The sequence below is a fragment of the Bacteroides pyogenes DSM 20611 = JCM 6294 genome, assembly GCF_000428105.1.
Lineage (GTDB): Bacteria > Bacteroidota > Bacteroidia > Bacteroidales > Bacteroidaceae > Bacteroides > Bacteroides pyogenes.
Genome location: NZ_ATZH01000003.1, coordinates 145629 through 169557 on the forward strand (window position 1 = coordinate 145629; position 23929 = coordinate 169557).

Annotated in this window: 25 protein-coding genes; 23 read left to right on the forward strand and 2 right to left on the reverse strand. The window is 43.3% G+C overall.

Features of this window, described 5'->3' with window-relative positions; translation table 11 throughout:
- Positions 1-16 precede the first annotated feature (16 nt).
- The 15 genes from rplO (at position 17) to der (ending at position 10797) form a co-directional block, all read left to right on the forward strand.
- Positions 17-463 carry a 50S ribosomal protein L15 gene (gene rplO, locus C234_RS0100660; protein WP_027324167.1) on the forward strand — a complete coding sequence of 149 codons (447 nt, stop codon included), beginning with the start codon at positions 17-19 and terminating at the stop codon, positions 461-463.
- A gap of 4 nt (positions 464-467) precedes the next feature.
- A complete protein-coding gene (gene secY / locus C234_RS0100665) occupies positions 468-1808 on the forward strand; it encodes a preprotein translocase subunit SecY (protein WP_027324168.1) in 1341 nt (446 codons plus the stop codon).
- Positions 1809-1823: 15 nt separating this feature from the next.
- Entirely contained in the window at positions 1824-2621 is a 798-nt protein-coding gene (gene map, locus C234_RS0100670; protein WP_027324169.1) for a type I methionyl aminopeptidase, read from the forward strand.
- 1 nt (position 2622) lies between these two features.
- A complete protein-coding gene (gene infA, locus C234_RS0100675) occupies positions 2623-2841 on the forward strand; it encodes a translation initiation factor IF-1 (RefSeq protein WP_002558052.1) in 219 nt (72 codons plus the stop codon).
- A gap of 8 nt (positions 2842-2849) precedes the next feature.
- Entirely contained in the window at positions 2850-2966 is a 117-nt protein-coding gene (ykgO, locus tag C234_RS16925) for a type B 50S ribosomal protein L36 (protein WP_002558051.1), read from the forward strand.
- Between the two features lie 33 nt (positions 2967-2999).
- Entirely contained in the window at positions 3000-3380 is a 381-nt protein-coding gene (gene rpsM, locus C234_RS0100680; RefSeq protein ID WP_027324170.1) for a 30S ribosomal protein S13, read from the forward strand.
- A gap of 11 nt (positions 3381-3391) precedes the next feature.
- Positions 3392-3781, forward strand: a complete 390-nt coding sequence (rpsK, locus tag C234_RS0100685) for a 30S ribosomal protein S11 (protein WP_005675443.1) — start codon at positions 3392-3394, stop codon at positions 3779-3781.
- A gap of 116 nt (positions 3782-3897) precedes the next feature.
- Positions 3898-4503: a 30S ribosomal protein S4 gene (gene rpsD / locus C234_RS0100690; protein ID WP_027324171.1), complete on the forward strand. Its 606-nt coding sequence runs from the start codon at positions 3898-3900 to the stop codon at positions 4501-4503.
- Between the two features lie 11 nt (positions 4504-4514).
- The gene (locus tag C234_RS0100695; protein WP_027324172.1) at positions 4515-5507 is read left to right on the forward strand and encodes a DNA-directed RNA polymerase subunit alpha; all 993 of its coding nucleotides are present in this window, start codon (positions 4515-4517) and stop codon (positions 5505-5507) included.
- A 3-nt stretch (positions 5508-5510) separates the two neighbouring features.
- On the forward strand, positions 5511-5999 hold the full coding sequence (gene rplQ / locus C234_RS0100700; RefSeq protein ID WP_027324173.1) for a 50S ribosomal protein L17: 489 nt from the start codon (positions 5511-5513) through the stop codon (positions 5997-5999).
- 585 nt (positions 6000-6584) lie between these two features.
- Positions 6585-7166 (forward strand): YceD family protein, encoded by a 582-nt coding sequence (locus C234_RS0100710; RefSeq protein WP_027324174.1) that lies wholly within the window; start codon positions 6585-6587, stop codon positions 7164-7166.
- Between the two features lie 12 nt (positions 7167-7178).
- Positions 7179-7364, forward strand: coding sequence for a 50S ribosomal protein L32 (gene rpmF, locus C234_RS16930; RefSeq protein ID WP_022164345.1), 186 nt, complete (start codon positions 7179-7181; stop codon positions 7362-7364).
- Between the two features lie 89 nt (positions 7365-7453).
- Positions 7454-8458, forward strand: coding sequence for a beta-ketoacyl-ACP synthase III (locus C234_RS0100715; RefSeq protein ID WP_027324175.1), 1005 nt, complete (start codon positions 7454-7456; stop codon positions 8456-8458).
- Positions 8459-8550: 92 nt separating this feature from the next.
- Positions 8551-9432, forward strand: coding sequence for a GTPase Era (gene era / locus C234_RS0100720; protein ID WP_027324176.1), 882 nt, complete (start codon positions 8551-8553; stop codon positions 9430-9432).
- A 51-nt stretch (positions 9433-9483) separates the two neighbouring features.
- Positions 9484-10797 carry a ribosome biogenesis GTPase Der gene (gene der, locus C234_RS0100725; RefSeq protein ID WP_027324177.1) on the forward strand — a complete coding sequence of 438 codons (1314 nt, stop codon included), beginning with the start codon at positions 9484-9486 and terminating at the stop codon, positions 10795-10797.
- Positions 10798-11128: 331 nt separating this feature from the next.
- On the opposite strand, the gene lptB is transcribed toward der, so the two are convergent.
- Positions 11129-11908 carry an LPS export ABC transporter ATP-binding protein gene (gene lptB, locus C234_RS0100730; protein ID WP_027324178.1) on the reverse strand — a complete coding sequence of 260 codons (780 nt, stop codon included), beginning with the start codon at positions 11906-11908 and terminating at the stop codon, positions 11129-11131.
- A gap of 76 nt (positions 11909-11984) precedes the next feature.
- Between lptB and C234_RS0100735 the strand changes: the two genes are divergently transcribed.
- Complete coding sequence (locus tag C234_RS0100735) at positions 11985-12728, forward strand: MlaE family ABC transporter permease (RefSeq protein ID WP_027324179.1); 744 nt, start codon at positions 11985-11987, stop codon at positions 12726-12728.
- The gene (locus C234_RS0100740; protein ID WP_027324180.1) at positions 12725-13495 is read left to right on the forward strand and encodes an ABC transporter ATP-binding protein; all 771 of its coding nucleotides are present in this window, start codon (positions 12725-12727) and stop codon (positions 13493-13495) included. Before C234_RS0100735 ends, C234_RS0100740 begins: the two co-directional genes overlap by 4 nt.
- A 411-nt stretch (positions 13496-13906) precedes the next feature.
- Here C234_RS0100740 and C234_RS0100750 read toward each other — a convergent pair whose 3' ends face one another.
- Positions 13907-14149 carry an RNA-binding regulator gene (locus tag C234_RS0100750; protein WP_027324182.1) on the reverse strand — a complete coding sequence of 81 codons (243 nt, stop codon included), beginning with the start codon at positions 14147-14149 and terminating at the stop codon, positions 13907-13909.
- Positions 14150-14850: 701 nt separating this feature from the next.
- Between C234_RS0100750 and tig the strand changes: the two genes are divergently transcribed.
- The 6 genes from tig (at position 14851) to C234_RS0100780 (ending at position 23911) form a co-directional block, all read left to right on the forward strand.
- The gene (tig, locus tag C234_RS0100755; RefSeq protein ID WP_027324183.1) at positions 14851-16206 is read left to right on the forward strand and encodes a trigger factor; all 1356 of its coding nucleotides are present in this window, start codon (positions 14851-14853) and stop codon (positions 16204-16206) included.
- A gap of 229 nt (positions 16207-16435) precedes the next feature.
- Positions 16436-17098 (forward strand): ATP-dependent Clp endopeptidase proteolytic subunit ClpP, encoded by a 663-nt coding sequence (gene clpP, locus C234_RS0100760; RefSeq protein WP_027324184.1) that lies wholly within the window; start codon positions 16436-16438, stop codon positions 17096-17098.
- A 2-nt stretch (positions 17099-17100) separates the two neighbouring features.
- Positions 17101-18345, forward strand: coding sequence for an ATP-dependent Clp protease ATP-binding subunit ClpX (clpX, locus tag C234_RS0100765; RefSeq protein ID WP_027324185.1), 1245 nt, complete (start codon positions 17101-17103; stop codon positions 18343-18345).
- A gap of 171 nt (positions 18346-18516) precedes the next feature.
- Complete coding sequence (gene recQ / locus C234_RS0100770) at positions 18517-20697, forward strand: DNA helicase RecQ (RefSeq protein ID WP_027324186.1); 2181 nt, start codon at positions 18517-18519, stop codon at positions 20695-20697.
- Positions 20698-20783: 86 nt separating this feature from the next.
- Positions 20784-22262: an IMP dehydrogenase gene (guaB, locus tag C234_RS0100775; RefSeq protein ID WP_027324187.1), complete on the forward strand. Its 1479-nt coding sequence runs from the start codon at positions 20784-20786 to the stop codon at positions 22260-22262.
- Between the two features lie 104 nt (positions 22263-22366).
- Positions 22367-23911 (forward strand): peptidylprolyl isomerase, encoded by a 1545-nt coding sequence (locus tag C234_RS0100780; RefSeq protein WP_027324188.1) that lies wholly within the window; start codon positions 22367-22369, stop codon positions 23909-23911.
- The last annotated feature ends 18 nt before the right edge of the window (positions 23912-23929 follow it).

Sequence of the window (23929 nt, forward strand, 5' to 3'; positions counted from 1 at the left end):
ATAAAACTATTACAATATGAACTTAAGTAATCTAAAACCTGCAGAAGGATCTACCAAGACAAGAAAAAGAATCGGACGTGGTCCCGGTTCGGGATTGGGAGGTACTTCTACAAGAGGTCATAAAGGAGCTAAATCAAGATCAGGATACTCTAAAAAAATCGGTTTTGAAGGTGGACAGATGCCACTTCAGCGTCGAGTACCTAAATTTGGTTTTAAGAATATCAATCGTGTCGAATATAAAGCAATCAATTTGGATACCATTCAGAAGCTTGCTGAAGCTAAGAATTTGGAAAAACTTGGTTTGAACGACTTTATTGAAGCAGGGTTTATTTCTTCAAATCAGTTGGTAAAAGTATTGGGTAATGGAGCTCTGACTAAGAAGCTTGAAGTGGAAGCTCATGCATTCTCTAAGAGTGCGTCAGCTGCTATTGAAGCTGCTGGTGGAACTGTAGTAAAACTCTGATTCAATGAGAAAAGCTATTGAAACATTAAAGAATATATGGAAGATTGAGGATCTGAGACAACGGATCCTCATTACCATATTGTTTGTGGCAATTTATCGTTTTGGTTCGTATGTCGTATTGCCGGGTGTTAATCCGGGAATGTTGGCTAAATTGCACGAGCAAACAAGTGAAGGTCTTCTTGCCTTGTTAAATATGTTCTCGGGAGGAGCTTTTTCCAATGCTTCTATTTTTGCATTGGGAATAATGCCTTATATTTCTGCATCTATCGTGATTCAGTTGTTGGGAATCGCTGTGCCGTATTTCCAAAAATTGCAACGTGAGGGTGAGAGTGGCAGAAGAAAAATGAATCAATATACTCGTTATTTGACAATTGCTATATTGCTTTTTCAGGCCCCTTCTTATTTATTCAACCTTAAAATGCAGGCCGGACCTTCCTTAAATGCTTCATTAGGTTGGACTCTGTTTATTGTTACCTCTACCATTATTTTGGCAGCAGGTAGTATGTTTATTTTGTGGCTTGGTGAAAGAATTACCGATAAAGGTATAGGCAATGGTATTTCATTTATCATTTTGATTGGTATTATTGCTCGTTTCCCGGATGCTTTGTTACAAGAGATTGTCTCTAGACTTGCCAACAAGAGTGGAGGTTTGATTATGTTAATTGTCGAAATCGCTTTCTTGCTGCTGGTTATTGCCGCTGCAATTCTTCTTGTGCAAGGTACGAGAAGGATTCCTGTGCAATATGCAAAGCGGATTGTGGGCAATAAACAATATGGTGGCGCCAGACAATACATACCTCTGAAAGTAAATGCTGCTGGTGTAATGCCTATTATTTTTGCTCAGGCAATAATGTTTATTCCAATCACATTTATCGGTTTTTCGAATACAAATAATGCAGACAGCTTCTTGCATGCGTTTATGGATCATACAAGTTTCTGGTATAATTTTGTTTTTGCGGTAATGATTATATTATTTACATATTTCTATACTGCAATAACAATTAACCCGACTCAGATGGCCGAAGATATGAAAAGAAACAATGGCTTTATCCCCGGTATCAAACCAGGAAAGAAGACAGCAGAGTATATCGATGATATTATGTCTCGTATCACTTTGCCGGGCTCTTTCTTCTTGGCTTTGGTTGCTATTTTACCAGCTTTTGCCGGTATATTCGGGGTACAGGCTGGTTTTGCCCAGTTCTTCGGTGGTACGTCTTTGTTAATTCTTGTAGGTGTAGTTCTTGATACGTTGCAACAAGTTGAGAGTCATTTGTTGATGAGACATTATGACGGTTTGTTGAAATCTGGTCGTATCAAAGGGCGAGCTGGGGTAGCAGCATATTAATTCTTTAGATTAGAAATGATTTTTCTTAAAACTGAAGATGAGATAGAATTGCTCCGCCAGAGTAATCTGTTGGTTGGAAAAACATTGGCAGAGATTGCTAAGATATTGAAGCCTGGTGTTACTACGCGTGAGTTGGATAAAGTTGCTGAAGAGTTTATTAGAGATAACGGAGCAATTCCAACTTTCAAAGGTTTTCCGAATCAATATGGAAGTCCTTTCCCGGCATCCATTTGTACTTCTGTTAACGAACAGGTAGTGCATGGTATCCCCGGTGATATTGTTCTAAAAGAAGGCGACATTGTATCGGTTGATTGCGGGACGTATATGAATGGTTTCTGTGGTGATTCTGCTTATACCTTTTGTGTGGGGGAAGTAGATGAAGAAGTTCGTCGGCTTTTAAAAGTGACAAAGGAGGCTCTGTATATTGGTATTCGGAACGCTTTACATGGAAAAAGAATAGGTGATATCGGATATGCTATTCAGCAATATTGCGAGTCACATTCCTATGGTGTAGTGCGTGAATTTGTTGGCCATGGTATTGGAAAAGAAATGCATGAAGAACCCCAAGTACCCAATTATGGAAAGCGGGGATACGGTCCTTTAATGAAAAGAGGGCTTTGCATTGCAATCGAACCAATGATTACTTTGGGTGAGCGGCAGGTGATGATGGAAAGGGATGGATGGACGGTGTGTACCAGAGACAGAAAGTGCGCAGCACATTTTGAACATACCGTAGCCGTTGGAGCCGGTGAAGCAGATATTCTGTCTTCATTCAAGTTTATAGAAGAAGTATTAGGAGATAAAGCAATATAATATGGCAAAGCAATCTGCAATAGAACAAGATGGAGTTATAGTTGAAGCATTGTCGAATGCAATGTTTCGTGTTGAATTAGAAAACGGACATGAGATTACTGCGCATATTTCAGGTAAGATGCGGATGCATTACATCAAGATCTTGCCGGGAGATAAAGTGAGAGTCGAAATGTCTCCTTACGACTTATCGAAAGGAAGAATTGTGTTTAGATATAAATAAAATTAGATATGAAAGTAAGAGCATCATTAAAGAAACGCACGCCAGAATGTAAGATCGTTAGACGCAATGGCCGTTTGTATGTTATTAACAAGAAAAATCCTAAGTATAAACAACGTCAAGGATAATTTATTATTTTTGCAAAAAAAATAATTTAGTATATGGCTATAAGAATAGTTGGTGTAGATTTGCCTCAGAATAAAAGAGGCGAGATTGCGTTGACCTATGTATATGGAATAGGTCGTAGTAGTTCAGCTAAGATTTTAGAGAAAGCAGGTGTTGATAAAGACATCAAAGTAAAAGACTGGACAGATGATCAGGCAGCTAAGATTCGTGAGATTATCGGTGCTGAGTATAAAGTAGAAGGGGATCTTCGCTCTGAAGTTCAATTGAACATTAAGCGATTAATGGATATCGGTTGTTATCGTGGTGTGCGTCATCGTATCGGATTGCCTGTAAGAGGTCAGAGTACGAAGAATAATGCACGTACTCGTAAGGGTAGGAAGAAAACCGTTGCTAATAAGAAAAAAGCTACTAAATAATAATTGTTGATATGGCAAAAAAAACAGTTGCAGCAAAGAAGAGAAATGTGAAAGTAGACGCTAATGGACAATTGCATGTTCATTCATCTTTCAACAATATTATTGTTTCTCTTGCAAACAGTGAAGGGCAGATTATTTCATGGTCATCTGCCGGAAAGATGGGATTTAGAGGTTCTAAAAAGAATACTCCTTATGCAGCTCAGATGGCTGCCCAAGATTGTGCGAAAGTGGCATTCGATCTTGGCCTTAGAAAGGTAAAAGCATATGTAAAAGGTCCGGGTAACGGACGTGAATCAGCTATCAGAACCATCCATGGAGCCGGTATCGAAGTTACTGAAATTATTGATGTGACTCCGCTCCCCCATAATGGTTGTCGTCCTCCTAAAAGACGTAGAGTTTAATTTACCTTTAACTTAAAAATGATCTTGATTTTGTTTATGGATTGCATTATTTCTTCTCTGTAATCGCGGCTGCAACAAATTAAGTTCATGAATAAACAATTAAATATTTAAAAGAAATGGCTAGATATACTGGACCAAAATCAAGAATCGCCCGTAAATTCGGTGAAGGTATTTTTGGAGCTGACAAAGTTTTGTCCAAAAAGAATTATCCTCCCGGACAGCATGGAAATTCTAGAAAAAGAAAGACTTCTGAATATGGAATTCAACTTCGTGAGAAACAGAAGGCTAAGTATACTTATGGAGTTTTGGAAAAACAATTCCGCAATCTGTTTAAGAAAGCTGAAACAGCTAAAGGTATTACCGGTGAAATTCTTATTCAATTGCTCGAATGCCGTCTTGACAATGTAGTTTTCCGTTTGGGAATTGCTCCTACTCGTGCTGCTGCCCGTCAAATGGTAAGCCACAAACATATCACTGTGGATGGTGAAGTGGTAAATATCCCTTCTTATGCGGTAAAACCCGGACAATTGATCGGTGTTCGTGAAAGATCTAAATCTCTGGAAGTAGTTGCTAATTCTTTGGCCGGTTTCAATCATAGCAAATATGCCTGGTTGGAATGGGACGAAGCTTCAAAAGTAGGTAAAATGTTGCATGTGCCTGAGAGGGCAGATATTCCTGAGAACATTAAAGAACATTTGATCGTTGAATTGTATTCTAAATAATAATTAATTTCATGGCGATATTAGCATTTCAAAAACCTGATAAAGTATTGATGTTGGATGCGGATCCGAAAATCGGGAAATTCGAGTTTCGTCCGCTGGAGCCGGGGTTTGGTATTACTGTAGGTAATGCATTGCGCCGTATTCTTCTTTCTTCATTGGAAGGTTTTGCTATCACTACTATCAGAATTGAAGGGGTGGAGCATGAGTTTTCCAGTGTACCCGGAGTAAAGGAAGATGTTACCAACATTATCTTGAATCTGAAACAAGTAAGATTCAAGCAAGTAGTTGAAGAGTTCGAAAGCGAAAAAGTGAGTATCACTGTAGAGAATTCGAGTGAATTTAAAGCAGGTGACATAGGTAAGTATTTGACTGGATTTGAAGTGTTAAATCCTGAATTAGTTATTTGTCATTTAGATTCTAAGGCAACTATGCAGATCGATCTTACTATTAACAAAGGCCGTGGCTATGTTCCTGCTGAAGAAAATCGCGAATATTGTACGGATGTTAATGTAATTCCAATCGATTCTATTTATACTCCGATACGTAATGTCAAGTATTTGGTTGAAAACTTCCGTGTAGAACAGAAGACAGACTACGAAAAGCTGGTGCTTGAGATTACTACCGACGGTTCTATACACCCGAAGGATGCACTGAAAGAAGCCGCAAAAATTTTGATTTATCATTTCATGCTCTTCTCTGATGAAAAAATCACTTTGGAAACAAGTGACGGTGATGGTAATGAAGAGTTCGATGAAGAAGTTTTGCATATGCGTCAGCTGCTTAAAACCAAACTTGTTGATATGGACTTGTCTGTTCGTGCCCTTAACTGCTTGAAGGCCGCTGATGTGGAAACTTTAGGTGATTTGGTACAATACAACAAGACCGATCTTTTGAAGTTCAGAAACTTCGGAAAGAAATCGCTTACCGAGCTTGATGATTTGCTGGAAAGTCTGAATCTGTCGTTTGGAACCGATATTTCTAAATATAAATTAGATAAAGAATAAAAAATGAGACATAATAAAAAATTCAATCATTTAGGTCGTACTGCTTCTCATAGAAATGCTATGTTATCTAACATGGCTTGCTCTTTGATCAAGCACAAAAGAATCACTACGACTGTTGCAAAGGCGAAAGCTTTGAAGAAGTTTGTTGAACCTTTGCTGACTAAAGCCAAAGATGATACGACAAATTCTCGTCGTGTAGTATTTAGCAACTTACAAGATAAATTCGCTGTTACAGAGCTTTTCAAAGAAATCTCAGTGAAGATTGCCGATCGTCCGGGTGGTTATACTCGTATCATTAAAACGGGACACCGTTTGGGTGATAATGCAGAAATGTGCTTCATTGAATTGGTAGATTACAATGAAAATATGGCGAAAGAAAAAGTTGTGAAGAAGGCAACCCGTACTCGCCGTTCAAAGAAGAGCGCAACTGCTGCCGAGGCAACGACTGCAGCTCCTGTTGTAGAAGAACCGAAAGAAGAATCAGCAGAATAATAAAACTTAGGAATATTCTGAAATACTATAAGTTAAGCCAATTAATCGCAATCAGATTAGTTGGCTTTTTTTATTCCTAATATTGGCAATATCTTAGTAAGCATTCGAACAAATACACCTTGTACAGCTTGGGGTTTGGTTGTAGCTTTGCAGTAGCATATACAATCCAACCTCAATTATTATGAATAGATTAGAATTTGGTAAGCATAAATTGAAGTACCCCTTTATGTTTATGACAAAGCAGGAATTTTTTGAATCTCAAAACAGAAGTATTATCAAGTGGAAGAGTAAGTATTATGACATTTTTGCTTTTCGCAATACCTGATTCTCTCCGGCTATGGGATTTTTATAATTGAGTTTTGTGTGCTTTTCTTGCATGATTCCTCTGGATTTCATTTCAATATTCTATTTAAAAAACGTTCTATTCTCTACTTTTTTTATTTTTAGATTACGTAATGAAGATATTTATTTGTATCTTTGTCGCCCGAATTATGTCTATTCGTTTTTTAACTGCCGTGTTTTAGCAGCCGAAAAAAGAGAGATGTTTGTTTGGTCTTTTGCAACGATTTAAAAAGAAGAGAAACTTTGGGAAAGTTTGATAAATACAAAATAAACTTGAAAGGGATGCAAGCGGACTCTATGAAATATGAGTTTGTGTTGGATAACCTTTATTTTGCCCACATTGATGGCCCTGAAGTGCAAAAGGGAAAAGTCAATGTAGTGTTGACAGTGAAGCGAACTGCTCGGGCTTTCGAACTGAATTTCCAGACAGAAGGTGTGGTAAGTGTTCCATGTGATCGTTGTTTGGACGACATGGATCTTCCGATTAGCTCGTCCGATAAAATATTGGTTAAGTTCGGGCAGGAATATGCGGAAGAAGGAGATAACTTGATTGTAATACCTGAATCTGAAGGTGAGATTAACGTTGCATGGTTTATGTATGAGTTTATTGCGCTTGCATTGCCGATGAAGCGTGTACATGCTCCGGGGAAATGTAATAAGTCTATGACCGGCAAATTGAGCAAGCATCTGAAAACGGACGGAAACGATCAAGATAATGATGACGAGACTTTTGATGTGGAAGAAGATGTTGCAGAAGTAGAAGAAGCGGAAGACTCAATCGATCCCCGTTGGAATGAATTAAAAAAAATATTAGATAATAATTAAAGTTTAAAGAAAATGGCACATCCTAAGAGAAGACAATCAAAAACAAGAACAGCGAAAAGAAGAACTCACGATAAGGCAGTGGCTCCTACATTGGCAATCTGCCCGAATTGTGGCGAATGGCATGTTTATCATACTGTATGCAGCGCTTGCGGTTATTACAGGGGTAAGCTTGCTATCGAGAAAGAAGCAGCTGTATAATAATTAGTACAGTTATACTCAAAACAGCCTGAGAGCATACCTCTCCGGCTGCTTTCGGTATTTAATATTACTAATTTAAATTAGGTTTGATGGAGAAAATTAATGCAGTAATCACAGGAGTCGGCGGGTATGTACCGGATTATATTCTGAGCAATGATGAGCTTTCTAAGATGGTGGACACTACCGATGAATGGATTATGACCCGTATCGGAGTAAAAGAAAGACATATTCTGAATGAAGAAGGGTTAGGTTGTTCGTACATGGCACGTAAGGCTGCTAAGGATTTGATGAGAAAAACCGGTGCTCATCCTGATGATATCGATTTGGTTGTTGTTTCTACTACTACTCCTGATTATCACTTCCCTTCCACAGCTTCTATCCTTTGTGACAAGCTCGGATTGAAAAATGCCTTTGCGTTCGATTTGCAGGCAGCTTGTTCCGGTTTTTTGTATTTGATGGAAGTTGCCGCTAATTTTATCCGTTCGGGAAGATATAAGAAAATTATCATTGTCGGTGCGGATAAAATGTCATCGATGGTCGATTATACCGATCGCGCCACTTGTCCGATTTTCGGTGACGGAGCTGCCGCTTTTATGGTAGAACCCACTACGGAAGATTATGGTGTCATGGATGCGATACTGAGAACAGATGGTAAAGGTCTGCCATTTTTGCACATGAAAGCAGGTGGATCGGTTTGCCCTCCGTCTTATTTCACAGTAGACAATAAAATGCATTATTTGCATCAGGAAGGGAGAACTGTTTTTAAATATGCGGTTTCGAGCATGTCTGATGTGACTGCTGCTATTGCCGAGAAAAACGGTTTGGATAAAGATTCTATCGATTGGATCGTACCTCATCAGGCTAATGTGCGTATCATCGAAGCGGTGGCTCATCGAATGGAAGTTCCGATGGATAAGATGCTGGTGAACATCCAGCATTACGGAAATACCAGTGCGGGCACACTGCCATTGTGTATTTGGGATTATGAGCACAAGCTGAAGAAAGGCGATAATATCATTTTCACAGCATTCGGCGCCGGATTTACATGGGGTGCGGTTTATGTGAAATGGGGATATGACGGAAAGAAAGAGTAACACTTGGTTTGATGAATAAATAATTAGAAAGAAACGCATCCTATTTTGATTCGATGCGTTTTTTTGTCTCAACCCATAAAAAAGAGAAGAAAATGCATAAAGCCGGTTTTGTTAATATCGTAGGTAATCCGAATGTCGGAAAGTCGACATTGATGAACGCGCTGGTAGGCGAACGTATTTCAATTGCTACTTTTAAGGCGCAGACTACGCGTCACCGTATTATGGGTATTTATAATACGGATGAGATGCAGATCGTTTTTTCGGATACTCCCGGAGTGTTGAAACCTAATTATAAGCTTCAGGAGTCGATGTTGAACTTTTCGACTTCGGCATTGACGGATGCCGACATATTGCTTTATGTGACCGATGTGGTGGAAACCCCCGATAAGAATGATGAGTTTATAGAGAAAGTGCGTCGGATGGAAGTTCCTATCTTATTGCTTATCAATAAAATCGACCTTACCGATCAGGAGAAGTTGGTTCGGTTGGTGGAGTCGTGGAAGGAATTTCTTCCTCAGGCGGAAATTATTCCGATTTCCGCAGCATCGAAGTTTAATGTGGATTATGTGATGAAGCGTATTAAAGAGCTTCTTCCGGATTCGCCTCCGTATTTCGGCAAAGACCAGTGGACGGATAAGCCTGCCCGTTTCTTTGTGAATGAGATTATCCGCGAGAAAATATTGTTGTATTATGACAAGGAGATTCCCTATTCGGTGGAAGTGGTAGTAGAGGAATTTAAAGAAGAAGCCAAGAAGATCCACATTCATGCTGTGATTTATGTAGAACGTGATTCGCAGAAGGGAATTATCATCGGCAAGCAGGGAAAGGCTTTGAAAAAAGTAGCTACCGAAGCGCGCCGGGAGTTGGAACGTTTTTTCGGGAAAACGATATTTCTGGAGACGTATGTGAAGGTTGACAAGGATTGGCGCAGCTCGGACAAGGAACTGCGCAACTTTGGTTATCAATTGGATTAAGAAAAGTATTCATGCGACTGTGACAGTCGTGCAAAAACAAGGAGTGGAACTATGGGAAATTTAGTTGCAATTGTAGGGCGCCCCAATGTGGGCAAGTCTACCTTATTTAACCGTCTGACCAAAACACGTCAGGCTATTGTGAACGAAGAAGCGGGAACGACTCGCGACAGGCAGTATGGCAAGTCTGAATGGTTGGGCCGTGAGTTCTCTGTGGTAGATACAGGAGGATGGGTGGTCAACTCCGACGATATCTTTGAAGAAGAGATTCGTAAGCAGGTCTTATTGGCTGTAGAAGAAGCCGATGTGATTCTCTTTGTGGTGGATGTGATGAATGGGCTGACAGATCTGGATATGCAGGTAGCCGCTATTCTGCGTCGTTCCAATCGTCCGGTAATTGTGGTAGCCAATAAAACGGACAATCATGAGTTGCGATACAATGCTCCTGAATTTTATAAACTGGGATTGGGCGATCCGCATTGCATCTCTGCCGTGTCCGGAAGCGGCACCGGCGACTTGATGGATGTGATTGTCGGTGAGTTCAAAAAAGAAACTTCAGAAATTCTGGACGACGATATTCCCCGCTTTGCGGTAGTGGGTCGTCCGAACGCGGGTAAGTCTTCTCTCATCAACGCTTTTATAGGCGAAGACCGTAACATTGTGACCGAAATAGCCGGAACTACCCGCGATTCTATCTATACCCGTTACACGAAGTTCGGATTCGATTTTTATCTGGTCGATACGGCGGGAATCCGTAAAAAGAGTAAAGTGAGCGAAGACCTCGAATACTATTCGGTAGTCCGCTCCATCCGCTCCATCGAAGGGTCGGATGTTTGTATTCTGATGCTGGATGCTACCCGCGGGATTGAAAGCCAAGATTTGAATATTTTCTCTCTGATACAGAGAAATCAGAAAGGACTGGTTGTGGTGATCAACAAGTGGGATTTGGTGGAGGACAAGACCGTAAAGGTGATGAAAACATTCGAAGACGCTGTCCGCTCTCGTCTGGCACCTTTTGTCGATTTTCCCATTATCTTTGCTTCGGCGTTGACCAAACAGCGCATCTTGCGGGTGCTGGAAGAAGCGCGTAATGTGTACGAAAATCGCATGACTCGCATACCGACGGCTCGTCTGAATGAAGAGATGCTGCCGTTGATCGAAGCATATCCGCCCCCTTCCAACAAAGGAAAGTATATAAAGATTAAGTATGTGACGCAACTGCCCAATACGCAAGTGCCTTCATTTGTGTTTTTTGCCAACTTGCCTCAGTATGTGAAAGAACCGTACAGGCGATTTCTCGAAAATAAAATGCGAGAGAAATGGAACTTGACGGGTACACCGATCAATATTTTCATCCGGCAGAAGTAGACGTTCGCATAATTCGGTAAACCATCGGAGCCTTACCAAGCAAATATTCCGAAATCGGGAAAAACATTTGCTTGGTAAGGCTCCGATGGTTTGCTACATTCGGGATTTTCGCTATTTTATTTTTTTAGGATTCACCGCTTTTGAATGCAGGTTGGAAAAAGAATGAATAAAAAAACGTGTTTGCCGAAAAAACTCACTTAGGCAAATGCGAAAACCTTCTCAGGCAGAGGAGATGTCCCTCTGTCATTTTTGTATCGTATATTTTATCGGGTCGTTGTCCTTACGCAGGGATATCGATGTCTTCGGTGTAATTTTTGTATGGTATAATATTTCATTGATTACTGCCGGGTTGGTTGTCCAACTGGAAATCTTTGCGGCGTAGCACAAAGCTGTTGCTCAGATACTTTTCGCGCACAATCTTGTTCTCGGCCAGCTCCTCCGGTGTGCCTTGAAACAGGATCTTTCCTTCGAACAGCAGGTACGCGCGGTCGGTGATGCTCAGCGTTTCCTGCACGTTGTGGTCGGTAATGAGAATACCGATGTTTTTATCTTTCAGCTTCCATACAATCTGTTGGATATCTTCTACGGCGATGGGATCTACTCCCGCAAAAGGTTCGTCGAGCATGATGAACTTCGGGTCGATAGCCAGGCAGCGCGCTATCTCCGTGCGGCGGCGTTCGCCTCCCGATAGCTGGTTTCCTTTGTTCTTGCGTACCTTCTGCAAGCGAAACTCTGCAATCAGACTTTCAAGCTTCTCTTTCTGATATTCTTTCGGCTTGTTGGTCATTTCAAGCACGGAAGCGATATTATCTTCTACACTCATCTGGCGAAATACGGAAGCCTCTTGCGCAAGATAACCGATTCCCGTTTGCGCGCGTTTGTACACAGGAAAACCTGTTATCTCCAGGTCGTCCAGAAAGATGCGCCCTTCGTTCGGGGTAATCAGTCCCACGGTCATGTAGAACGAGGTCGTCTTGCCGGCTCCGTTCGGTCCCAGCAATCCGACAATTTCTCCTTGCTTCACGTCGATAGACACATGGCTTACCACCGTCCGCTTACCATACTTTTTGACCAGATTTTCCGTGCGAAGCACCATTTTGCCTTCTTCCATATTCGCTTTATTTTGCGGCAAATGTAGTAAAAATAAGCTGAAATGATGTACATTTGCAGGCAAATAGTTGTGAGATATGATAAAAGCTTTAAGAACTGTCGGGCGGTATATCATGCTGATGGGGCGCGTCTTTTCGCGTCCTGAGCGTATGCGTGTGTTTTTCCGGCAGTACCTTCACGAAATGGAGCAACTGGGGGTGAACTCTATTGGTATCGTGTTACTGATTTCGTTCTTTATAGGCGCTGTTATTACCATCCAAATCAAACTGAACATCGAGAGCGCGTGGATGCCGCGTTGGACGGTAGGCTATGTGACACGCGAAATCATGTTGCTGGAGTTCTCTTCTTCCATTATGTGTTTGATATTGGCCGGGAAAGTGGGGTCGAACATTGCTTCCGAGCTTGGTACGATGCGGGTTACGCAACAGATCGACGCGCTCGAAATCATGGGAGTCAACTCTGCAAGCTTTCTGATTCTGCCGAAAATAGCGGCCATGGTCACCGTCATTCCCGTGTTGGTCACATTCAGCATATTCGCCGGTATTATCGGAGCCTTCTGTACTTGTTGGTTTATCGGCATCATGAATGCCGTAGATCTGGAATACGGATTGCAATATATGTTTGTAGAGTGGTTTGTTTGGGCGGGAGTCATCAAATCGCTTTTCTTCGCGTTTATCATTGCCAGCGTGTCCGCTTTCTTCGGATATACGGTAGAAGGAGGCTCAATTGCCGTAGGGAAGGCTTCGACCGACGCTGTGGTATCCAGCAGTGTGTTGGTGTTGTTTGCCGATTTGATATTAACTAAGCTTTTGATGGGATGATTGAGGTTAAAGGACTATATAAATCTTTTGAAGATAAGACCGTATTAGAAGCGATCGACGCTACTTTCGAGAACGGGAAAACCAATTTGATTATCGGTCAAAGCGGGTCGGGAAAAACGGTTTTGATGAAATGTATTGTCGGTTTGCTGGTCCCTGAAAAAGGGCAGGTTTTGTATGACGGACGCGACCTTGTACTGATGGGCAAAAAAGAGAAGAAAATACTTCGACGCGAAATGGGTATGATTTTTCAGAGTGCGGCCCTGTTCGACTCTATGTCTGTGTTGGAGAACGTGATGTTTCCGCTCAATGTGTTCAGCAACGACACGTTTCGCGAACGTACGAAGCGCGCGATGTTTTGTCTCGATCGCGTGAACCTGAGGGACGCCAAAAGTAAATTCCCCGGCGAGATAAGCGGCGGAATGCAGAAGCGTGTGGCCATTGCCCGGGCTATCGCGCTGAATCCTCAATATCTGTTTTGCGATGAGCCCAATTCGGGCTTGGATCCGAAAACTTCGCTGGTGATCGACGCTTTGATTCGCGACATTACCCAAGAATACAACATGACTACCATTATCAACACCCACGATATGAACTCCGTGATGGGTATAGGCGACAAAGTGGTTTATATCTATGAGGGACGAAAGGAATGGGAAGGAACGAAGGATGATGTCTTTACGTCGAGCAATGAGCGGTTGAATAATTTTATTTTCGCATCCGACCTGCTGCGCAAGGTGAAAGATGTGGAGGTGCAGGGATTGGAAGGCTGAAGAAAAAGATAAATAGAAAAAACAGTTTCGACAGCTTGCGGTTGTCGGTTTCGCTCCGTTCCGAAGTCTGTCGGCCGCCTTTCCGTTTGTCCTGCAAGCTTGTTGTGGAAGATTTGTTCCGAACTGAAGTTAATCCGCCCTTTCAGGCAGCCGGTTTGATTCTGCAATACATAAAACCTCACGCCGTTGCAAACACGACAGACGTAGCGTCCATGCTGCATTTCAATCTGCAATACATAAAACTTCACGTCGGTGCAAACACGACAGGCATGGCTGTCATGCTCCGCTTGATTCTGTAATAAATAAAATTTCACCCCTGCTGCAAACTGCTGCGGCAGGGGTGAAGTTTATTTTCGGGCGGGGAGTTCATCAAGGCATCCCCGCTGTTTGCTATATCGCGGTATCTTGAGATTATTCTCTCGGTCTAGCTTCTTTAACTACCATGGTACGGCCCATGTATTCCGCCCCGTTCAGTTCGGCAATCACCTTGGTAGCAGCTTCGTCTTCCATTTCAACGAATGCAAACCCTTTCGATTTGCCGGTTTCGCGGTCCATAATAACTTTAACGGATGATACTGCTCCGTAATCTTCCATAACTTGTTGCAGGTCTCCTTCCTTAACACGGTAGTTAAGGTTTCCAACATAAATGTTCATAATGAAAATGATAAAAAAATAAATAAATGAATAAAACTCTCCGGATTGGCGGCTACTAATAAAAAGATTAAAACAACAGAGAGTTTACAAATCCATATTGAAACAGAAGTAAAAACTTGTAATCGCAATCGAAAAACTAATGCTCCGTCAATCCGCGACAAAGAAAAGCATAATTTTTGGATTCACCGCCTTTTTGCAGATTTAATTTGCAGAAAATGAGGGAAAAATATGCTTTCCTGCTATTCCGCCCGTAAAAACCTCCCGTGAAGCGGAGGCACCATGCCTTTATCCCGAACGATGTTCATACTGCACCGGCTATGGTGTATACAGCTTGAAAGCCGTGTTTCTTATGCTGTCCACGAATGCCATACTTGCACCGGTTGTGGTGTATACAGCATTCGTTTAGTTTCCCACCGGGGAAACAAAAGTTTCCCGCTTGGGAAAATAAAGTTTCCCCAGTGGGAAACTAAAGTTTCAATAGTGGGAAACTAAATGAAACAAATACACTGTCCGCCCGGTCCTGATAATGCATCCTTCGCTTACTCCCGATCGGCGTCAGGCATTTCCCGGTTACGAAGCAAAAGGCGGAGCCTATCTCGAAATAATTCGGCAATGTCTTTTGATATTTGAAAGATTAGCACTAATTTTGCACCCTCGTTTGAGTATAGAACAAAGTATAAATCAAATAAATAATTGTCAGAATGAACGTTTCATTACAAAACATTGACAAAGTAAGCGCAGAGCTTACTGTAAAACTTGAGAAAGCTGATTATCAGGCGCAAGTAGATAAATCGCTGAAGTCGCTCCGCCAGAAAGCTCAAATGCCGGGATTCCGTAAAGGAATGGTACCGATGAGTCTGGTGAAGAAGATGTACGGCAAGTCGGTGATTGCGGAAGAAGTAAACAAAGTGTTGCAGGAAGCCATCTACGGTTATATCAGAGAAAACAAAATCAACATTCTGGGCGAACCTCTGCCCAACGAAGAAAAGCAGCAGGCCATCGACTTCGACGCGATGGATGCTTTCGAATTCGTGTTCGACATCGCTTTGGCGCCTGAATTCAAGGCTGAGGTAAACGCAAAGGACAAGGTAGATTACTATACCATCGAAGCTTCTGAAGAGATGATCGAAAATCAGGTGAAGATGTACACCCAGCGCACCGGAAAATACGAACAGGTAGACGCTTACCGCGAAGGCGATATGCTGAAGGGACTGCTTGCTCAGCTCGACGACGAAGGTAATACGAAAGAAGCCGGCATTCAGGTAGAAGGCGCCGTATTGATGCCTTCTTACATGAAGAGCGACGAACAGAAAGCCATCTTTGCCGATGCGAAAGTGAACGATGTGTTGGTGTTCAACCCGAATGTCGCTTACGACGGACACGCCGCCGAGCTGGGGTCGTTGCTGAAGATCGATAAGGAGATTGCCAAAGACGTGAAATCCAACTTCAGCTATCAGGTAGAAGAAGTGACTCGTTTCGTTCCGGGCGAGCTGACTCAGGAAGTGTTCGACCAAGCTTTCGGCGAAGGCGTGGTGAAGACGGAAGAAGAGTTCCGCGCTAAAATCAAGCAGGAAATCGAAGGCCGGTTTACCGCCGACAGCGATTATAAATTCCTGATCGATGTTCGCAAACTGCTGACGGATAAGATCGGGAAACTTGAATTCCCCGATGCCCTGTTGAAGCGCATCATGCTGATGAACAACGAGGAGAAAGGTGAAGAGTTTGTAGCCGAAAACTACGACAAGAGTATCGAAGAGCTGACTTGGCATCTCATTAAAGAGCAATTGGTAGAAGCCAACGATATCAAGGTAGAGCAAGACGATGTGCTGAAGATGGCTAAAGAAACCACCAAGGCGCAATTCGCTCAATACGGAATGCTTTCCGTTCCCGATGACCTGCTCGACAATTACGCGCAGGAGATGCTGAAGAAGAAAGAAACGGTAAACAATCTGGTAAACCGCGCGGTAGAGGCGAAGCTGGCTGCTGCCTTGAAATCGCAGGTGAAGTTGGAAAACAAAACCGTTTCGATCGAAGAGTTCAACAAAATGTTTGAATAAGCCCGATCGGTTGATTTTGAACATAAAGCTATCGGAAAACACAGAGTTTTTATACAATTATAACTCTGTGTTTTTTTGTGTCTCTGTGTTCTTTTTTGTTTCTTTGCATTCACAATTTTGCGAATCCATGTTTTCGCAAGCCTCCGTTGCCCGGTTTGGCAATCGGCAGGTCGGGTTTCGCCCGTTTATCAAGAGGTTTTATTATTTAAACAAAGAAAGGATTTACAATATGGATGATTTTAGAAAATATGCCACCAAGCATCTTGGCATGAATGGCATGGTGCTCGACGACGTTATCAGATCGCAAGCCGGATATTTGAATCCCTATATTCTCGAAGAAAGACAATTGAACGTAACGCAGCTCGACGTATTCTCGCGCTTGATGATGGACCGCATCATTTTTCTGGGCACGGCGATAGACGACTATACCGCCAATACGCTTCAGGCACAGTTGCTTTATCTGGATTCGGTAGATCAGGGCAAAGACATATCGATTTATATTAATTCTCCGGGCGGAAGCGTGTATGCCGGACTGGGTATCTACGATACCATGCAATTCATCTCCAGCAACGTAGCTACCATCTGTACGGGAATGGCGGCTTCGATGGCGGCTGTCTTGCTGGTGGCGGGCACCGAAGGAAAGCGTTCGGCACTGCCTCATTCGCGTGTGATGATCCATCAGCCGATGGGAGGAGCGCAAGGGCAGGCGTCGGATATCGAGATTACCGCCCGTGAGATTCAGAAAATGAAGAAAGAACTTTATACCATTATTGCCGAACATTCGCATACAGACTTCGATAAAGTTTGGGCAGACTCCGATCGCGACTATTGGATGACTGCTCAGGAAGCCAAAGACTACGGCATGGTTGATGAAGTATTGATTAAAAAATAAAAATGGCTGATACAAAGACAAGGAAAAGGTGCAGTTTCTGCGGAAGACCGGAGCATGAAGTGGGTTTTCTCATTACAGGGATAAACGGTTATATCTGCGACAGTTGCGCCACACAGGCTTACGAGATTACTCAGGAAGCTATGGGGGGAGCGGCAAGTAAAGCAGGAGCTGCGCAGTTGAGTTTGAAAGACCTGCCCAAACCGGTAGAAATAAAGAATTTTCTCGATCAATATGTCATCGGTCAGGACGACGCGAAGCGTTTTCTTGCCGTATCGGTTTATAACCATTATAAGCGCCTGCTGCAGAAAGACAATGGCGATGATGTGGAGATAGAGAAGTCGAATATCATTATGGTGGGAAGCACCGGAACGGGAAAAACATTGCTGGCGCGAACCATTGCCAAATTACTCCACGTGCCGTTTACGATTGTCGACGCTACGGTGCTGACGGAAGCCGGATATGTGGGAGAAGATATCGAAAGCATTCTGACCCGCCTGTTGCAGGTGGCCGACTATAATGTGGCCGAAGCGGAGCGCGGAATCGTATTTATCGATGAAATCGATAAAATCGCGCGTAAGGGGGATAACCCTTCCATTACCCGCGACGTGAGCGGCGAAGGCGTTCAACAAGGACTGCTGAAGCTGCTCGAGGGATCGGTGGTGAACGTACCGCCTCAGGGCGGACGTAAGCATCCCGATCAGAAGATGATTCCTGTAAACACCAAAAACATTCTTTTCATCTGCGGCGGAGCTTTCGACGGTATTGAGAAGAAGATAGCCCAACGGTTGAATACGCATGTGGTGGGTTATACCGCTTCGCGCAGCACCGCCATGATAGATAGAACCAACATGATGCAGTATATTGCGCCGCAAGATTTGAAGTCGTTCGGATTGATACCCGAAATTATCGGACGGTTGCCCGTGCTTACTTATCTTAACCCTTTGGATCGCGATGCGCTACGCTCTATCCTCACCGAACCGAAAAACTCGATCATCAAACAGTATATGAAGCTGTTTGAAATGGATGATATCAAATTGACATTTGAAGACTCTGTGTTCGAGTATATTGTCGATAAGGCTGTGGAGTATAAACTGGGCGCCCGCGGGTTGCGTTCTATTGTCGAAACAATCATGATGGACGTTATGTTTGAAATCCCGTCAGAAGGCAGGAAAGAATACGAGGTTACATTGGATTATGCCAAACTTCAGCTCGAAAAAGCAAATCTGGCAAGACTTCAAAATGCTTAAAATCAGAAGGTAAGGATTGTTGCGGATGTTCGTTCTCGTTTTTGTTGAAAATATTAGTTGCCTTTTATTTGATTATTACGAAGTTGTTTATAACTTTGTTTAGGCTCTTTTGCGAAAAAGAGGTTCTTTTTTAACTGAAACAGAGAATTGAATAAAAGCATCTATAGTAAAATGGCAAGGAATATAAACTTAACAGAAGAACTGAAGAAGCATTTCGGATTTGATAAATTCAAGGGAAATCAAGAAGCAATTGTGAAAAACCTGCTCGCCGGAAACGATACATTTGTATTGATGCCTACGGGAGGAGGCAAATCCCTTTGCTATCAGCTGCCCTCGCTATTGATGGAAGGTACGGCCATCGTCATCTCTCCGTTGATCGCGCTGATGAAAAACCAGGTGGATGCGATGCGCAATTTCAGTGAAGAAGACGGAGTGGCTCATTTCATCAACTCTTCGTTGAACAAGAGCGCCATCGATCAGGTGAAGTCCGATATCCTTGCCGGAAAAACAAAGTTGCTTTATGTGGCTCCCGAATCGCTGACGAAAGATGAATATGTCGAATTCTTGAATTCCGTAAAAATTTCGTTTTATGCCATCGATGAAGCGCATTGTATCTCGGAGTGGGGGCATGACTTCCGACCTGAATACCGGCGGATACGTCCCATAATCAACGAGATAGGAAAAGCGCCCGTGATTGCGCTTACCGCGACCGCCACGCCCAAGGTTCAGCACGATATTCAAAAGAATCTGGCCATCGTGGATGCGCAGGTCTTCAAATCTTCGTTCAATCGTCCGAATCTCTACTATGAAGTGCGTGCCAAGACCAGCAACATTGATAAAGATATCATCAAGTTTATCCGGAACAATGCCGAGAAATCGGGAATTATCTACTGTCTTAGCCGGAAGAAAGTGGAAGAATTGGCTGAGATTCTTCAGGCTAACGGCATTAATGCGCGTGCTTATCATGCGGGAATGGATTCGGCGACGAGGACACAGAATCAGGATGATTTCCTGATGGAAAAGGTTGAAGTTATCGTGGCGACCATCGCTTTCGGTATGGGAATCGACAAACCGGATGTGCGGTTTGTGATTCACTATGATATCCCGAAGAGCTTGGAGGGATATTATCAGGAAACGGGACGTGCCGGTAGAGACGGTGGCGAAGGTCAGTGCATAACCTTTTATACAAACAAAGACTTGCAGAAGCTCGAGAAGTTTATGCAGGGAAAACCTGTAGCAGAGCAGGAAATAGGCAAGCAGCTTCTGTTGGAAACAGCCGCTTATGCCGAATCTTCCGTATGCCGTCGCAGATCGTTGCTGCACTATTTCGGCGAAGAATATACGGAAGATAATTGTGGAAATTGTGACAACTGTTTAAACCCTAAAAAACAAGTGGAGGCTCAAGATTTATTGTGTTCCGTGATTGAAACGATTATTGCGGTAAAAGAAAATTTCAAGGCAGATTATATTATAGATATATTACAAGGCAAAGAAACATCGGAAGTGCAGGCTCATTTGCACGAAGATTTGGAAGTCTTTGGATCGGGTATGGGCGAAGAGGATAGAACGTGGAATGCCGTGATTCGCCAAGCGTTGATTGCCGGCTATCTGAGTAAAGATGTGGAAAACTACGGCCTTCTGAAAGTAACGCCTGCAGGGCATAAGTTTTTGAAGAAACCGACTTCTTTTAAAATAACCGAAGACAATGATTTTGAAGAGGCGGAAGAAGAAGCACCAACTCGTGCGGGCGGTTCGTGCGCTGTAGACCCGGTGCTTTATTCCATGCTGAAAGATTTGAGGAAGAAGCTGTCGAAGAAACTGGAAGTGCCTCCTTATGTCATTTTTCAAGACCCTTCTCTCGAAGCGATGGCTACTATTTATCCGATTACTCAGGAAGAATTGCAGAACATCCCGGGAGTGGGTGCCGGAAAGGCGAAACGATACGGTGAGGAGTTCTGTAAGTTGATCAAACGCCATTGCGAAGAGAATGAAATAGAGCGTCCCGAAGATTTACGTGTGCGTACGGTGGCCAATAAGTCGAAAATGAAAGTGTCCATCATTCAAGCGATCGACCGTAAGGTAGCTTTGGATGATATCGCGCTTTCCAAGGGAATAGAGTTCGGTGAACTGCTGGACGAAGTGGAGGCTATCGTCTATTCCGGCACGAAGCTGAATATAGATTATTTCTTGGAAGAGATCATGGATGAAGACCATATGCTCGACATATACGATTATTTTAAAGATTCTACCACAGATAATATTGACGACGCGCTTGAGGAGTTGGGCGACGAATTTACCGAAGAGGAAGTTCGCTTGGTTCGCATCAAGTTTATCTCTGAAATGGCTAATTAAAAAAGCGAAAAAATAAGGCGTGCAAGTGTGCGGTATTGAATAAAAACCGTATATTTGCACGCAATAATTTTTAAACGCATAGCCCTATGTCATTTATTGCTGATAAGATTGTAATGGATGGGTTGACTTACGACGACGTATTGTTGATTCCCGCTTATTCTGAAGTTCTGCCGCGCACTGTCGATCTCACGACAAAGTTCTCAAAAAACATCGAGTTGAAAATTCCTTTTGTTACAGCTGCCATGGACACGGTTACCGAGGCGAAAATGGCTATTGCCATTGCCCGTGAAGGAGGAATCGGTGTGATTCATAAGAATATGTCTATTGAAGAGCAGGCCAGGCAGGTTGCCATTGTCAAGCGCGCCGAGAACGGAATGATTTATGATCCCGTGACTATCAAACTGGGCTCTACTGTTCAAGATGCTTTGGATTTAATGGCCGAATATAAAATCGGCGGTATTCCGGTAGTGGATGCTGAAGGTTATTTGGCAGGAATTGTCACCAATAGAGATTTGCGTTTCGAGAAAGAGATGGGCAAACGTATCGATGCCGTAATGACTCCCAAGGAACGATTGGTGACTACCAATCAGTCTACCGATTTGGAGTCGGCTGCCCAGATATTGCAGGAACATAAAATTGAGAAATTGCCGATCGTAGGTAAAGACGGCAAACTTATCGGGCTTGTTACTTATAAGGATATTACGAAAGCCAAAGATAAGCCGATGGCTTGCAAAGATTCCAAAGGACGCTTGCGTGTGGCCGCCGGCGTAGGCGTGACCGATGATACGTTCGACCGCATGCGGGCTTTGGTTGATGCGGGTGTCGACGCTATTGTGATCGATACTGCACACGGGCATTCGATGTTTGTGATCGAGAAATTGAAGGAAGCGAAGAAGCGTTTCCCGAGTATCGATATTGTAGTCGGGAACATTGCTACCGGAGAGGCTGCGAAAGCATTGGCCGAAGCCGGAGCCGATGCGGTGAAAGTGGGTATCGGACCGGGTTCTATCTGCACCACTCGTGTAGTTGCCGGTGTGGGAGTGCCGCAGCTTTCTGCCGTGTACGAAGTAGCGAAAGCATTGAAGGGTACCGGAGTTCCTTTGATTGCTGATGGGGGATTGCGTTACTCTGGCGATGTCGTGAAAGCATTGGCGGCCGGAGGATGTTCCGTAATGATCGGTTCGCTGGTTGCCGGTACTGAGGAATCGCCGGGCGATACGATTATTTTCAATGGACGTAAGTTTAAGTCGTATCGTGGCATGGGCTCATTGGAAGCGATGGAAAACGGTTCGAAAGATCGTTACTTCCAAGGCGGGACGAGTGATGTGAAAAAACTGGTTCCCGAAGGTATCGCTGCCCGTGTTCCTTATAAAGGCACGCTGTATGAGGTGATTTATCAGCTGACGGGAGGCTTGCGTGCCGGCATGGGTTATTGCGGAGCTCCGGATATTGAGAAGTTGCACGACGCGAAGTTTACTCGCATCACCAATGCCGGAGTGATGGAGAGCCATCCGCACGACGTGACAATCACGAGCGAATCTCCTAATTATAGTCGTCCGGAATAATCGGATAAACGGAAAATTTACAAGCGGTGAACGTTGAACGGGCTGTGCTCAATGGCAGCGAAGTGTTCGTGGTTCACCGTTTTTGTTTCAAATGCAGCAGAGTTATGAAAAGAGCTTTCCTTTTAGGGTGTGTTTGCCTGTTCGGAATAGCAGGCTTTTCTCAGGATGATCCGGTATTGATGCGCATCAATGGCCGGGATGTCACCCGTTCGGAGTTCGAATATGGGCTCAAGGTTCATTCTCGAAAAACAGGGACGGAGTTACCCCTCAAGAAGTATGTCGATTTCTTCATTGTTTCTCAATTGAAAGTAGAAGCTGCCGAAGAGCAAGGACTCGATACTGCTCAGACTTTTCGCAAACATCAGGAATCGTACAGGAAAGAGTTGTTCGAAACCTGTTTGTTGGGACATCGTTCTCTGGATAACGATATGCGTGAAATGTATCGCAATTTGCAGAAGAACGCCCTTGGCGAGCAGGTGCAGCTAATGCAAGTTTGTAAATATTTACCGCAAACGGTAACATCTCGTCACTTGGAGTTGGCTCGGGTTCGCATGGATTCTATATATGGGAGCATAAAGAAGAATCCGGATATTGATTTTGAGGATCTTGTGAGGCAGTTCTCGGATGACAAGCGTATCAGATGGATTGCCCGATTGCAAGAAACATCGGAGTTTGAGCAGGTGGCGTTTTCCTTAAATAAGGGGGAGATTTCATCTCCTTTTTTTACTCCTCAGGGTATTCATTTGGTGAAAATTCTCGACCGAAAAGAAACTCTTGAATATGACGCAGCGCATGGTCGATTGATCGAACGTTGGATGCGGGGCAAAAAGGGGGAGGAAAAAATTATAGCGAGAGTTGAAGAACTGAAATCTGAAAACCAATTTGTGCGGAACTCGGATGGGATCGACGAACTTCTGAGCAAGGGTAGAACAGAAAAAGAGTTGTTTACCATCGATGGACGGTCATACAGTGGCAGGATGTTCGAACGATTTGCTTCTTCCTGTCCGCAATCAGTCAAGAGGCAATTGGAGAGATTTATTTGTAAGTCGCTATTGGATGATGAAAAACGGAGAATGACCGATAAATATCCGGAAATGCGCTATGACTTGCAAAACTATACCGACAGTTTGCTTATCGATGAGGTAACTCGCAGAATTATAGATGAGCCTGCGATGAATGACCGGGCAGGACTGGCCACTTATTTTAAATTCCACTCTTCGAATTACCGGTGGGACATCCCTCGCTATAAAGGGGCGGTATTGCACTGCGCAGATAAAAAAACAGCCAAACGGGCAAAGAAGATATTAAAAAAAGCCCCTTTTAAAGAGTGGCAAATGTTGGTTCAAAAGGCTTTTAATGAGGATGGAGCGGAACGGATAAAACTGGAACAGGGGACTTTTTCCGAAGGTGATAATCCATATGTAGACAGGCTGGTTTTCAAGAAAGGAGATTTTGCTCCTATCGCATCGCATCCTTTTACTGTAGTTGTGGGCGAGAAGAAAAAGGGACCTGATGATTACCGTGAAGTAGTAGATTTGGTCCGGAAAGATTACCGCATTTTTCTTCTTGCATCATGGGAACAAGAACTGAGAACTGCAGCTAAGGTTGAAATTAACCAAGAGGTTTTAAAAACAGTTAATAATGACTGACGTAACCGATTATTACAT

Coding starts and splice junctions, on each gene's coding strand:
- C234_RS0100735 (WP_027324179.1), top strand. CDS start 11,985: ATGATAAAAGCTTTAAGAACTGTCGGGCGGTATATCATGCTGATGGGG.
- C234_RS0100740 (WP_027324180.1), top strand. CDS start 12,725: ATGATTGAGGTTAAAGGACTATATAAATCTTTTGAAGATAAGACCGTA.
- clpP (WP_027324184.1), top strand. CDS start 16,436: ATGGATGATTTTAGAAAATATGCCACCAAGCATCTTGGCATGAATGGC.
- ykgO (WP_002558051.1), top strand. CDS start 2,850: ATGAAAGTAAGAGCATCATTAAAGAAACGCACGCCAGAATGTAAGATC.
- C234_RS0100715 (WP_027324175.1), top strand. CDS start 7,454: ATGGAGAAAATTAATGCAGTAATCACAGGAGTCGGCGGGTATGTACCG.
- der (WP_027324177.1), top strand. CDS start 9,484: ATGGGAAATTTAGTTGCAATTGTAGGGCGCCCCAATGTGGGCAAGTCT.
- map (WP_027324169.1), top strand. CDS start 1,824: ATGATTTTTCTTAAAACTGAAGATGAGATAGAATTGCTCCGCCAGAGT.
- lptB (WP_027324178.1), bottom strand. CDS start 11,908: ATGGAAGAAGGCAAAATGGTGCTTCGCACGGAAAATCTGGTCAAAAAG.
- rpmF (WP_022164345.1), top strand. CDS start 7,179: ATGGCACATCCTAAGAGAAGACAATCAAAAACAAGAACAGCGAAAAGA.
- secY (WP_027324168.1), top strand. CDS start 468: ATGAGAAAAGCTATTGAAACATTAAAGAATATATGGAAGATTGAGGAT.
- tig (WP_027324183.1), top strand. CDS start 14,851: ATGAACGTTTCATTACAAAACATTGACAAAGTAAGCGCAGAGCTTACT.
- clpX (WP_027324185.1), top strand. CDS start 17,101: ATGGCTGATACAAAGACAAGGAAAAGGTGCAGTTTCTGCGGAAGACCG.
- recQ (WP_027324186.1), top strand. CDS start 18,517: ATGGCAAGGAATATAAACTTAACAGAAGAACTGAAGAAGCATTTCGGA.
- rpsD (WP_027324171.1), top strand. CDS start 3,898: ATGGCTAGATATACTGGACCAAAATCAAGAATCGCCCGTAAATTCGGT.
- infA (WP_002558052.1), top strand. CDS start 2,623: ATGGCAAAGCAATCTGCAATAGAACAAGATGGAGTTATAGTTGAAGCA.
- C234_RS0100780 (WP_027324188.1), top strand. CDS start 22,367: ATGAAAAGAGCTTTCCTTTTAGGGTGTGTTTGCCTGTTCGGAATAGCA.
- guaB (WP_027324187.1), top strand. CDS start 20,784: ATGTCATTTATTGCTGATAAGATTGTAATGGATGGGTTGACTTACGAC.
- rpsK (WP_005675443.1), top strand. CDS start 3,392: ATGGCAAAAAAAACAGTTGCAGCAAAGAAGAGAAATGTGAAAGTAGAC.
- rpsM (WP_027324170.1), top strand. CDS start 3,000: ATGGCTATAAGAATAGTTGGTGTAGATTTGCCTCAGAATAAAAGAGGC.
- era (WP_027324176.1), top strand. CDS start 8,551: ATGCATAAAGCCGGTTTTGTTAATATCGTAGGTAATCCGAATGTCGGA.
- rplO (WP_027324167.1), top strand. CDS start 17: ATGAACTTAAGTAATCTAAAACCTGCAGAAGGATCTACCAAGACAAGA.
- C234_RS0100750 (WP_027324182.1), bottom strand. CDS start 14,149: ATGAACATTTATGTTGGAAACCTTAACTACCGTGTTAAGGAAGGAGAC.
- rplQ (WP_027324173.1), top strand. CDS start 5,511: ATGAGACATAATAAAAAATTCAATCATTTAGGTCGTACTGCTTCTCAT.
- C234_RS0100695 (WP_027324172.1), top strand. CDS start 4,515: ATGGCGATATTAGCATTTCAAAAACCTGATAAAGTATTGATGTTGGAT.